The sequence below is a fragment of the Terrisporobacter sp. genome, from assembly GCF_017888745.1.
Classification (GTDB): Bacteria; Bacillota; Clostridia; order Peptostreptococcales; family Peptostreptococcaceae; genus Terrisporobacter.
The window spans coordinates 1-12743 of sequence record NZ_JAGHFM010000330.1 but is presented as its reverse complement, the minus strand read 5'-3'; the positions used below and the strand labels follow the sequence as shown (position 1 = coordinate 12743).

14 protein-coding genes are annotated in these 12743 nt (G+C 26.5%); 11 read left to right on the top strand and 3 right to left on the bottom strand.

All coding sequences use genetic code 11. From position 1 onward, the window contains the following. The 3 genes from J7G74_RS14875 to J7G74_RS14865 all read left to right on the top strand — a co-directional run. Window positions 1-1050 (top strand): DHHW family protein (locus tag J7G74_RS14875; RefSeq protein ID WP_297136769.1); only part of this gene is annotated, 1050 nt, incomplete at its 5' end. 88 nt (window positions 1051-1138) lie between these two features. Then, the gene (locus J7G74_RS14870; RefSeq protein WP_297136767.1) at window positions 1139-1630 is read left to right on the top strand and encodes a flavin reductase family protein; all 492 of its coding nucleotides are present in this window, start codon (window positions 1139-1141) and stop codon (window positions 1628-1630) included. 427 nt (window positions 1631-2057) lie between these two features. Further along, entirely contained in the window at window positions 2058-2696 is a 639-nt protein-coding gene (locus J7G74_RS14865) for a nitroreductase family protein (protein WP_297136765.1), read from the top strand. Between the two features lie 64 nt (window positions 2697-2760). Here the strand turns inward: J7G74_RS14865 and J7G74_RS14860 are convergent, their stop codons facing one another. Further along, the gene (locus J7G74_RS14860) at window positions 2761-3360 is read right to left on the bottom strand and encodes a helix-turn-helix domain-containing protein (protein ID WP_297136763.1); all 600 of its coding nucleotides are present in this window, start codon (window positions 3358-3360) and stop codon (window positions 2761-2763) included. A 227-nt stretch (window positions 3361-3587) separates the two neighbouring features. Here J7G74_RS14860 and cysK point away from each other — a divergent pair, with 227 nt between their 5' ends. Both cysK and epsC read left to right on the top strand, forming a co-directional pair. After that, window positions 3588-4484, top strand: a complete 897-nt coding sequence (cysK, locus tag J7G74_RS14855; protein WP_297136761.1) for a cysteine synthase A — start codon at window positions 3588-3590, stop codon at window positions 4482-4484. Window positions 4485-4497: 13 nt separating this feature from the next. Further along, window positions 4498-5064 (top strand): serine O-acetyltransferase EpsC, encoded by a 567-nt coding sequence (epsC, locus tag J7G74_RS14850; RefSeq protein WP_297136759.1) that lies wholly within the window; start codon window positions 4498-4500, stop codon window positions 5062-5064. A gap of 45 nt (window positions 5065-5109) precedes the next feature. Here the strand turns inward: epsC and J7G74_RS14845 are convergent, their stop codons facing one another. Next, window positions 5110-6006, bottom strand: coding sequence for a cation diffusion facilitator family transporter (locus J7G74_RS14845; RefSeq protein WP_297136757.1), 897 nt, complete (start codon window positions 6004-6006; stop codon window positions 5110-5112). A gap of 211 nt (window positions 6007-6217) precedes the next feature. Here J7G74_RS14845 and J7G74_RS14840 point away from each other — a divergent pair, with 211 nt between their 5' ends. The 3 genes from J7G74_RS14840 (at window position 6218) to J7G74_RS14830 (ending at window position 8694) form a co-directional block, all read left to right on the top strand. After that, window positions 6218-6628 carry a hypothetical protein gene (locus tag J7G74_RS14840; protein ID WP_297136755.1) on the top strand — a complete coding sequence of 137 codons (411 nt, stop codon included), beginning with the start codon at window positions 6218-6220 and terminating at the stop codon, window positions 6626-6628. A gap of 260 nt (window positions 6629-6888) precedes the next feature. Next, window positions 6889-8265, top strand: coding sequence for a cation:dicarboxylate symporter family transporter (locus J7G74_RS14835; protein WP_297136753.1), 1377 nt, complete (start codon window positions 6889-6891; stop codon window positions 8263-8265). A gap of 87 nt (window positions 8266-8352) precedes the next feature. Further along, window positions 8353-8694, top strand: a complete 342-nt coding sequence (locus tag J7G74_RS14830) for a rhodanese-like domain-containing protein (protein ID WP_297136751.1) — start codon at window positions 8353-8355, stop codon at window positions 8692-8694. A 99-nt stretch (window positions 8695-8793) separates the two neighbouring features. On the opposite strand, the gene J7G74_RS14825 is transcribed toward J7G74_RS14830, so the two are convergent. Next, window positions 8794-9372 (bottom strand): helix-turn-helix domain-containing protein, encoded by a 579-nt coding sequence (locus J7G74_RS14825; protein ID WP_297136749.1) that lies wholly within the window; start codon window positions 9370-9372, stop codon window positions 8794-8796. A gap of 282 nt (window positions 9373-9654) precedes the next feature. Between J7G74_RS14825 and J7G74_RS14820 the strand changes: the two genes are divergently transcribed. The 3 genes from J7G74_RS14820 to J7G74_RS14810 form a co-directional block, all read left to right on the top strand. After that, entirely contained in the window at window positions 9655-10332 is a 678-nt protein-coding gene (locus J7G74_RS14820) for a TIGR00266 family protein (RefSeq protein ID WP_297136747.1), read from the top strand. A 333-nt stretch (window positions 10333-10665) separates the two neighbouring features. Further along, a complete protein-coding gene (locus J7G74_RS14815; protein ID WP_297136745.1) occupies window positions 10666-12399 on the top strand; it encodes a PAS domain-containing sensor histidine kinase in 1734 nt (577 codons plus the stop codon). 150 nt (window positions 12400-12549) lie between these two features. Continuing rightward, window positions 12550-12743 (top strand): rubredoxin-like domain-containing protein (locus J7G74_RS14810; protein ID WP_443081661.1); only part of this gene is annotated, 194 nt, incomplete at its 3' end.

Below are 12743 nucleotides of genomic sequence, written 5' to 3'. Positions count from 1 at the left end.
ATTGGATTTAGTATTATTAATATTTTAACGGGTGACAAAGATATTACATATAGTGAGCGAAGAAAACTTCAACAATTACCTAATTTGACAAAGGAGAGTGTGTTAAGCGGAGATTATTTTGAAAAACTAGAAAATTATTTACAAGATCAATTTATTTGGAGAGATGACTTTAGATTTTTAAAAGCTTTTACAAATTTAAAGTTATTAAATGAAAAAGATAATAATGGTATCTATTTAATTGATAATAACATTTATCAAATGAATTATAAATTTAATGAAAAATCTGTATATAATGCAGCTAAAATATATAATAATATATCATCAAAATATTTTAAAAATAATAATATTTACTATACTATAATTCCTGATAAAAATTATTTTTCTTCAAGAGAAAAGGAATATTTATCTTTTGACTATGATAAAATGGAACAAATTATGAAAGACAATACAAAAAATATGAAGTATATAAATATTATGAATGACTTAAGTATTGATGATTATTATAAAACCGACTTACATTGGAGGCAGGATAAAATTATAAAAATAGCTGATAAGATTTTATCATCTATGGGAAGGGCTAAAGCCTCATCTAACAATTATAACAAAAAAGAATTTTATCCTTTTTATGGTTCTTACTATGGACAAGGTGCTACAAAAGTTGCCCCAGATAAATTAATATATTTGACAAATTCTATTATAGAAAATTGCAAAGTATATGATATTGATAATAATAAATATAGAAAAATATATGAAGATGAAGAGTTTAATGATGTAGACTCATATAATATATTTTTAGGTGGGCCTAAGCCTATTTTAGAAATAGAAAATCCAAACAATAAAAACAATAAGGAGCTTTATATTTTTAGAGATTCTTTTGGTAGTAGCTTAGCTCCACTATTAATTAATGAATATTCTAAAATAACTTTAATTGATTTGAGATACATATCATCAACATTATTAAATGAATATATCAACCCAAAAGAAGATAGTGATGTATTATTTCTGTATAATTCTTTAATTTTAAATGATAGTAGTGTTATATCTAGATAATAAATAAACTATATAATATAAAAATTTAAAAATATAATTGTATGATATAATATTTCATATAAAATTGATTTTCAGGGGGATTAATAATATGAAGTTTTATGAAGATATGGCTTCTGCCATGGAGAATTTGACTAAAAGAGGGGCTTTTTTAACTGTAAAAAATAATAACGTGGTAAATACTATGACTATAGCATGGGGATATATTGGGTATAGTTGGAATAAACCATTTTTTGTTGCAATGGTAAGACCTCAAAGATATACTCAAGAATTGATAAAAGATGCAAAGGATTATACAATAAGTATACCTTATTCTGATAAAATGAAAGAGGCACTTATGATATGTGGAACTAAGTCGGGTAGACATATAGATAAAGAGAAGGAAGCAAATATAAAATTTTTACCTAGTCAAAAGGTAGAATCACCAGTAGTTGATGATTGTGACATGTATTATGAGTGTAATATAAAATATATAGATGTATTAGATAAAGAGAAGTTTCCACAAGAGTTAAAAGTAAATTATCCAAGTGATGACTACCATTACTTATATTATGGTGAAATAGTAGAATGTTATAAAAAATAAATAGAATAAAAAATGTTGTCTAGATTATCAAGTTAAAATAGACAACATTTTTTATATTTTAAGGAATTATAAATTATCTGAATTGTTTATAATTTATAATCCCAACTGATAATTTTGATCAATGGGCAAAGCCGTTGGCGACATAAAGTGGAGCTCATATGCAGTGGATTAAACAAAGTGAATTTTTTTATTTCAGCCAGGATGTTCTAGATTGTTTCTATAACAGTTTATAACTACTTTAAATAAATGGGATACAGAAGGAGGAGTACATGTAATACTTTTAAAAGTATTATCAGATGAGGAGGAATTTACTTATTTTAATATTTTCAATGATAAGGTTTTATATGTATAAATAAAATATTTGACAGAAAAAAATATAATGTATATAATCAGTTTGAAAATATTAGCTAGATAAGGAGTGTTTAACGTGACAAACTTAGATTTCATTTATAATCGTAAAAGTGTTAGAAAATTCAAAGATACAGAAATACCTAAAGAAGATATTTTAGAACTAATAAAAGCAGGAACTTTTGCTCCATCCCCAAAGCATCAACAAAACTGGCATTTTGTAGTACTGCAAAATAGAGAAATAATAAATGAAATGGCAGATATAGTGACAAAAAGTCACGAAAATATAGGTTCACTTGCTAAAAACGAAAAAGACTTTAAAAAGCATATGAGTGTAATAAAATATTATACTTGTTTTAAACATGCACCAGTTGTAATTTTAGTATATGCCTGTGAATATGACATGATAGAATACAAAATACTAAAAGAAAATAATGCTCCTAAAGAACTATTAGATGTATTAGTCTCTCCCCAATCAGGAGCTCAAGGAATTGGTGCAGCAGTTGAAAATATCTTATTAGCTGCAACTGAAATGGGCTATGGAAGCTGTTATATGACTGGTCCTACTCATGCTAAAAAAGAAATAGAGGAGCTAATAGGATTTAATAAAGATGGATATGAATTAATGTCAATGATATCTTTAGGAGTTGCTGAAGATAATACTCCACCTCAACCGCCTAGAAAACCTTTAGAAGATGTGATAACTTTTATAGATTAATAAAAAACTGTAGTAAAGATAAATGCTTACTACAGTTTTTTTATTATATATAATATATTTGTCATTATTCCCCAGTATTAATATTGTATTTTTTTACTTTTCTATAAAGAGTAGCAATTCCAATATTTAGAGCTTTAGCTACTTGTTTCATTTCTTGTGTATTACTACCATATTTCTTTATAGCTTTTTCAATTTCTTCTTTTTCTAATTGCTCGACGGTTTTGATTTCTTCTTTATACATTTCATCTAGTTTATATGATATTAAATTTGACATACTGTTGATAAACTCACGTAAGTCTTGATCTTTAGATAAAATTTTATTTTTTTGTTCTTCTGTAAAAGCAGCTATTCCAAGAATTCCTAAATTATCATCTCCAAGTTTAATCGGAGTACATATATCAGCAAGCTCTTTGCAGTCTTTATTATGTATGCAGTCCTTGCAGCTGTGTTCAAGTTCACGATTAAATATATAAGATTTACTACTATTTAATACATTAGAATAAACTGATTTATCGGAAATTTTTTCACCTATTCTACTTTCGAAAATTCCAGTTCCTGCTATTCTGACTAAGTCTCTTGATACAACAGTCACATCTACGTCAAGAACTGTAGAAATATTTTGACAAATACTTTGTATATAATTTGTAATATCAATTAATTTCAAGTTTGAACCTCCCAACATAATTTATTTGAAAAGTTGTAGTTTATTAAAGTATATCATATTATTATTACTAATTTTAGGATAATAAATTATTTTTAAAAAGGTAAAATTTTGAAAATGTAAAAATTTACTATTAAAACATTATCTTTTATTGAATTATCATTTTGATAGTGCTATAATCTTATTATCAAAATGATAATTGATTAATATATTATATTGGGGTGATTAAAATGAAATATGAAAATGCTTTAGACTTAATAGGTAGTACACCTATGATTTCTTTAAAAAATATTGGATATGAAAATGTTTTTGTTAAACTTGAAAAATATAATCCTGGAGGAAGTATAAAGGATAGAATAGCATTATCTATGATAGAAGGGGCAGAAAAGAAAAATATATTAAGTAAAGATAGTGTATTAGTTGAAGCGACAAGTGGAAATACAGGTATAGGTCTTGCTATGGTTGGAAATTTAAAGGGATATAAGGTTGTTATAATAATGCCTGAAACTATGAGTATAGAAAGAAGACAATTAGTTAAAGCTTTTGGAGCAGAGTTAATTTTAACTGAAGGATCTAAGGGTATGAACGGTTCTATAGAAAAGTTAGAAGAGTTATTAAGAAATAATAAAAATTATATAAATTTAGGTCAATTTGAAAATGAAGATAATCCTAGAATTCATTATGAAAAAACTGGCCCGGAAATATATAATGAAATACCAGATGTAGATATGATTATAGCTGGCATTGGTTCAGGTGGAACTATAAGTGGTATAGGAAGATTTTTAAAGGAAAAAAATAATAATGTGAAGGTAATAGGTATAGAACCAAAATCATCACCATTAATTACTGAAAGTAAAGCGGGACCTCATAAAATTCAAGGAATAGGTGCTAATTTTATACCTAAAAACTATAATGAAAAAATAGTAGATGAAGTTTTAACAGTTAGCGATGAAGAGGCTTTTGAAGCAGTTAAATTAATTGCTAATAAACTTGGAATACTAGTGGGAATATCATCAGGAGCTAATATTTTTGGAGCTATAGAATTATCAAAAAAATATCCGAATAAAAAAATAGCTACTATTGCACCTGATGGAATAGAAAAATATATGTCCATGAGCATATTCTAGAAGGTGAAAGAAAATGTTTAAATATATAAATGAAGACTTAAAATATATAATGGATAATGATCCAGCTGCAAGAAATAAAATAGAAGTATTTTTACTTTATCCATCAGTTCATGCGCTTTTAATATATAGAATATCTCATTTTTTCTATAAGCATAAAATATTTTTCTTTGCAAGATTATTATCTCAATTTGGAAGGTTTATAACTGGTATAGAAATTCACCCTGGGGCTAAAATAGGATATGGTATTTTAATAGATCATGGTATGGGAGTAGTAATAGGTGAAACATCTATAATTGGTGATAGAGTAACTATATATCAAGGTGCTACCATAGGAGCAACAGGGAATGAAAAAGAGTTTAAGAGACATCCTACTTTAGGTAATGATATTGTAGTAGGTTCTGGAGCTAAAATTTTAGGGCCTGTAAATATTGGAAGTCATAGCAAAATAGGAGCTAACTCGGTAGTTATAAGCGATATGCCAGAATATTCAACAGCAGTTGGTATTCCAGCTAGAATAAAGCAAAGAAAAATTAATGAAGATGAATTAGATGAGATAGACAATGTAGTTTACTTTATATAGATAGATATTTAATATAATAAAAAGAGGGGCAAAGCCCTCTTTTTATTATATTAAGCATTTATTTTCTTTACAATTCATACAAGGTTCTACATGTACGGTTATACCTTTTACTATTTGGATATTTTTTAAAATTGAAATCTCTAAATTATTTGCAATTTCATGACCTTCTAGAACACTTAAGTTTTTATCTACACATATAGTTAAGTCTACATATGCCATAGATCCATGTTTTCTAGTTCTAAGTTGCCCTATATTTAATACACCTGTTGTTTGTTTAGCAACATCTAGAATTTCCCATTCATCTTTTTCGTCTATAGAGTAGTCCATCAATTCATTTGTTGAATCTTTTAGTATGTCAATTCCAACCTTTACAACAAAGAAACCAACTATAACTGTTGCAATAGGATCTAATGCTTTAAATCCAAGCAGAGAACCGCCTATACCTAGAAAAGCAGCTACAGATGATAAGGCATCAGATCTGTGATGCCAAGCATCAGCCCTTAAAGAAGGGGAATTAATACTTTCAGCAACTTTGATTGTTATTCTATACTGATATTCCTTAATTCCTATGGAAATAACAGATATTAGCAATGGAAGAATAGTAGGAGTTTGAACTGAGTCTAAATTAAATAGTGACTTTATACCTCCAAATCCAATTTTAAGCGCTACAAATATTAAAAGTATGGATAATAAAAAAGATACCAATGTTTCTGCTTTTTCATGTCCATAATTATGCTCCTTGTCATTTGGAGTTTTAGCAACTTTATTTCCAATTAAGACACCTAAGGAACTTATAATATCAGATGCAGAATGAAGTCCATCTGCTATCATAGCATTTGATTTACCTACTATACCTGTAATGATTTTTATTATAGTTAAAATTACATTCCACATAATTGATATTAATGTAACTTTGGTTGCTTCTTTATATCTATTTTTCAAAATAAAACCTCCTATATACTTATACATTATCAATTGATAATTATATAATAAGGCTTAAAGTTGTTTTTGTCAATCATATATTCTCAATTGGTGTTATCAAATGAGAATGAAATTTGTTATAGAAAGTATAAGTATTTAAATTAGTTGTTTATTATATTAATATGTGATAAACTTTTTTACACAAGATAACTTATCTTAAGGGAGATTAATAATGAAAGAAAAAATAATGAAATTTATGTATGGAAGATATGGTAATGATGAACTAAATCAATTTTTAGTAAAGTTAGTATTTATAAATTTAATATTATCTTTATTTGTAAGAGGATCAAGTTTTTTAAGTGATTTATTTTATTATTTTAGTATAATTTTATTAGTTTTTATGTATTATCGCATGTTTTCTAAAAATTATAGCAAAAGATATTCAGAGAAAATAGCTTACTTGGAATACTCTAATAAGATAAAAGTATATCTAGATAAAAATAATAAAGAAAAATCACAAAGAAAAGAATTTCGTTTTTATAAATGTCCATCATGTAAGCAAAAGGTAAGGGTACCTAGAGGTAAGGGTAAAATATCTATCCATTGTCCTAAATGTGGTGTAGATTTTATTAAGAAAAGTTAGATATATGTTAAAGGCTCATCTATTCATAGTTTTCATGATAGGATGAGTTTTTTATTGTAAGAAAATTATATATTATCTGTTTTGGAGATAATATATAATTTTCAACTTTGTTATTTGAGCAACGGACGAAGAGATTGGCAATATGAGCAAAGAGAATTTTTTTATGAAAAATTCTTGTATTATCAAAATGATAATGGTATAATTCTATTATCATTTTGATAGTAGAGAATAATTATATATATTTACATCAAGGAGGACATATGAGTAATACATTTTTTTCACAATTTTTAATGGTAACAAATATACATACTATAATTATGATTGCTTTATTAGTAGGATTATTTGTAGCAGTAAATAAACTAAAAAGAAAAGTAAAATTTACAAATTTGATGATTATATCAATATTTTTAGGTTTAGGGCTTGGAATAATAATTCAAGTTATAGCTAAGTTTCCAAGTGATCCGTCAGAAATTTCATGGATTAAAGAAATTAGTTCTTGGTATGGTCTATTTGGAAATGGATTTATGGACTTATTAAAAATGATAGTAATGCCACTGGTATTAGTATCAATAATAAGAGTTATAATGAATATGAAAGAAGATAACTTAGGTAAACTAACATTTAAATCTATGGGAATGTTTTTTGTAACGACTGCTTTGGCAGCTACTATAGGAATAGTAATTGGGACAATATTTAATCTAGGTGCTAATGTAGAAGTTGTAAACTCTAGCGAACAGATTAGAGAAATAACATCTTTACCAGACACTATAAGAGGATTATTACCATCTAATCCAATAAAAGCTATGGCTGATGGAAATACAGTGGCGGTTGTAATATTTGCTACATTTATAGGACTGGCAATTAGAAGACTTAAGAAGAAATATTTAGAGATAGTAAAACCATTTATAGATTTAGTTGAAGCTTTTTATAAAATAATAGTTTCAGTTGCAATAACAGTAATTAAGATGATGCCTTATGCTATAATTCCACTTATGGCAAGCACTATTGCAAGTAGAGGGATTAAATCATTATTAGATGTTGTTGATTTTATACTAGCTTTATACTTAAGTGTTGCTGTTATGTTTATCATACATTTAATAATAGTTTCTTTAACTGGAGTAAATCCTATAACTTATCTTAAAAATGTATCAAGAGCATTAATACTTGCATTTACATCTCGTTCTAGTTTAGGAACTTTACCGGTTACAGTAGAATGTTTAACGGATAAAATGAATGTGGATTCTGGGACAGCAAGCTTTGTAACGAGTTTAGGTTCTAATATGGGGATGAACGGATGTGCTGGAATATATCCAGCGTTAGTAAGTGTTATGCTTGCAAATATGGCAAATATAGATATGAACTTTACATTTTATTCTATGTTAATAATAGTAATAACAATAAGTTCTCTAGGTATAGCCGGTATACCAGGAACTGCAACTATGGCGGTATCTGTTGTTATATCAGGAATTGGACTTGGTGAATATTTCCCACTAGTCGGAGCTGTAATAGCTATAGACCCTATTTTAGATATGGCTCGTACAATGTTAAATGTAAATGGAACTATGGCTATTTCTGTAGTTGTGGATAAATCCTTGAAACATGATATAAATAAAGGTAAATTAGAAAAAACATTATAAAAACAGTTAATTCATCGAATTTTGTAACAAAAAATTCCGTGGCTCATATAATATCTTAGAAGATAAATCTTAAAAGAGGCTGATAGTATGAAAGTTTTATCAGAATTATCTAGAGGTAGAGCATATAAGAATATAAGTGGAGCTCAAGCCGAAATGATGATAAAAACAAATAATAATATTTTAATATTAGATGTAAGAAGCCCAGAAGAATTTATGAGTGAACATATACCTAATGCTATAAATATACCTGTAGATGATCTTCAGTATAATATGTCAACTTTGAATTATTATAGACAGTATAAAATAATTGTATATTGTGGATCTGGTATTAGAAGTAAAAGGGCTTCAGATATTTTGATTAAAAATGGATTTTCTAAAGTTTATAATTTGAATGGAGGAATTCCGTACTATAAAGGTAAATTAGTATAAATATTAAAAATAAGCACAACCATTAGGTGTGCTTATTTTTTTATCTTAATAATAGATTTCTATCAATGGACGAAATCATTGACTAGGTGTAGGAAAGTTTTATTTCATTATCAGTCCATCTTGGTTACAGAATATATATAATTTCCCTTTAGATAGCCTTGGGAATCTTACTGAAGGATTTTGCTCTGGATAAAGTTTTACTATAAGAACTCTATCATATGTTACGTAAGCAACGAAAGAAATATAATGTTCTTTTGTCATTTCATGATCTATAGTTACATAATAATCATTTTCTATTTCTTCAACAGTAATTTTATGGTTATCATCTACTAATTTATGAATCTCAGGTTTTAATCTTCTCCCACAACAAGAAATTTCAGCTTGTCCAGTACAAGTTGTTATATTGCCACAGTTTGGGCATACGTAAAATTTAATTCTTTTCATATTACCTCCATCAACCTCATTTGGTTGTAAGTCACCTATTAAAATTTTTTCAATATTTATATCAAATATATTAGAAAGCTTAGATAGAAGAGAGATATCAGGATAACCTAGACCTCTTTCCCACTTAGATATTGTTTTATCACTTATATTTAATTTATCTGCTACCTCTTTTTGAGTCATATTTTTTTCTTTACGTAGGTGCAATATTAATTTACCTACTTTACTACAATCCATATCGTTCACCTCCATGTATTAAGAATATACTATATTAAATAATGTTTCAATCTACTTTTAGTAGAGTGTATGATAGATATAATTTGTGAAATTAGTTTTAAATTACATATGGATTAGTATAAAATTTTTTATGTTATAGTTATAAGCATAATAATTTTAGTATTAAATACATAAAAAATTAAAGAAATGTAAATTAAATAACTTTAGAATTTCTTAGATATATTGTTATAATGTTATTAAAAGTCAAACATCTTAAAATAAAGTTAATTAGGAGGAATATAAATGAATTACGAAATACGAGGAAATGTGGTACCAAGTGTTGAAGTATCCCTTACAACAGGAGAATCTGTCTTTACTCAATCTGGAGCTATGTTTTGGCAAACTGAGGGAATAAATATGGAGACTAATACAAGGGGAGGACTATTAAAAGGTATAGGTAGAATGTTTGCTGGTGAGTCATTGCTTATGGCTACATATTCTGCAACTAGAGATGCTAAAATAGCATTTGCCTCAACAGTTCCAGGGAGTATAATTCCTATAGACACATGCCAAGGCAATTTTATAATACAGAAAGGATCTTTTTTAGCAGCAGAATCTTCAGTGGAGCTTAAAACAATTTTTAATAAAAAGTTAGGCACAGGATTTTTTGGTGGAGAAGGATTTATACTACAAGAATTAAAAGGTAGTGGTATTGCATTTTTAGAAGTTGATGGAGATGCAATTCAAATGGATTTAGGACCTGGTGAAGTTATTAAAATTGATACAGGAAACCTTGTTTGTTTTGAAAGAAGTGTATCTTATGAAATAGAAACAGTAAAGGGATTTAGTAATATATTATTTGGTGGGGAAGGATTATTTTTAACTAAATTAACTGGTCCTGGAAAGATAGTACTTCAATCAATGAATATGAATGAGTTTGCAGCAAAAGTAAGAATGTACATACCAACATCTGCAGATTAATAATATAAAATAAAAACCTTTTAAAGTAATGTTTTAAAAGGTTTTATTTTTTAGATTTAATAATTTAACTATTTTTAGATATAAAGAAATTAATTAAATGAGAAGTAATTAAATGATGTGTTCCTGGCATGTATTAATAAATATGCTATAAATTTATTATGTGTATACAAAATAATATATAAAAATCAACATAAAAAAGGTAATTTAAAGCCTAGTGTAGAATAATTGATTTTAAAGGTCTTATATATTGGAAGTATAATTTTTATATATTAAATTAAATATGTAAACTTAATTATATAAAAATTGATAAAATTAGATATTTGGGGGAATATCATGGATGAAATAAGTATATACAAAAAAATGAGCAATTTAAAGGACTTAAAAAATTATGAAAGTGTAAAGTCTATACTTAATGACATATGCAAAGATATAATGGATTACACGAAATCAAACTATGTATCTATTTTTTTATATAACAAAGTAAGTCAGTTATTAGATCCATTTATTTATATAGAAAAAGGTGGATACTTTGAAATTAATGAAATGAAAAATTATATAGACAAAAGTACGCTAGAAGAAATTATGTACGGAGATTTAATATTTGACAAATGTGAAAAAAGGGAAAAAATAAATAAGCCTCAAATTAGAACAATATATGACTTTTTAGATGAACATAATATTCAACATCTAGAATGCTATAAAATTGCTATGGATGATGAATTTATTGGATGTTTAAATATAGCATATAAATTTAAGTGTGATAATAATAATATTTCCAATGATTTTATAACATATATTCGTAATATGATAGGTATTATTATTAGGAACTATAAGCTAAATCAAGATATGAGAATAGAAATTGAAAAAAGAATAAAAGTAGAAAATGAACTAGAGGATTATTTAGAATCATCAGCGGATATGTTTACAGTTTTTGATTTAAATGGTGATTTAATTAAAATTAACTCCAATTGGAAAGAGATTTTAGGATGGGAATTAAAGCAACTAATTAATAATAATTTTATGGAGTGTATTTATCCTGAAGATGTTAATAAAATAAACCAATTGATACTTTCGTTACCAAATAATAATGATATTATAAAAAATAAGAAATACAGCATAACCATTAGACATTTATGTAAAGATGGTGATTTGAAGTGGATAGATTGGAGCATAAGGTATTCTGAAAAGTCCAATGTTTTTATAGCAAGTGGTAAAGATATAACCAAAAGGATAGCAGATGAAGAACGTAAAAAAAATTTAGAAGAAAAAGTAAAATTAGAATCAGTAAAAAATGAATTCTTTGCCAATATATCTCATGAGTTTAAAACACCTCTAAATATAATTCTAGGAACTATGCAAATAATGCAAAAAAACATTGATAATGGAAATATTTCGATAGAAATTTTACAAAGGCATATAAAAGGAATTAGGCAAAATTCATATAGATTATTAAGACTTGTTAATAACGTAATTGATATAAGTAAAATGGACATAGGTTATTATAATATATCTTTATCAAATAATAATATTGTAAATATAATAGAAGAAATAACTATATCAGTTGTTCAATATGTAGAAAGTAAGGATATAAATCTTATTTTTGACACAGAAGAAGAAGTAATAATTACAGCATGTGATCCAGATGCAATAGAAAGGGTAATATTAAACTTACTTTCTAATGAAATAAAGTATACCTCACCAATTAGTGGTGAAATCATAGTTAAGGTTAGTAGAGATGTAAATAATGTATTTATTTCAGTGAAGGATAATGGCATTGGTATACCTAAAGATAAATTAGATATAATATTTGATAGATTTGGACAAGTAAACTCAGATCTTACTAAAAAAAATGAAGGTAGTGGAATAGGATTATCTCTTGTTCAATATCTAGTAGAGTTGCATAATGGTCATATAACAGTTGAAAGTAAGTTAGGGGAAGGAGCGGAATTTATAGTTACATTACCTATAAGAACTATGGAATTTAATTATAATGATAATTGTAATTTAGGTAATAGAGACTGCAATATAGAAAAATGTAAGATAGAATTTTCAGACATATATGATTAATTAAGAAAATTTTAAAGTTACAATAAAAATTTAAAAAATTGTTTAGAGTATATGGTGGTGGGTATATATATAACATCATGAATAATTAATATTAAAAAAATGATTATAAGACTTAAAAAATAGTATAAATAAATTTGGAGGAAAATAAAAATGAAAAAATTCGTATGTACAGTATGTGGCTATATATTTGAAGGAGAAACTGCTCCAGAAGTATGTCCAGTATGTAAAGTAGGGGCTGATAAGTTCGAAGAAATGACTGGAGAATTAAAATGGGCAGATGAGCACAGAATAGGTGTTGCTCAAGGAATAGATGAAGAAGTAGTAGAAGGATTAAGAGCTAACTT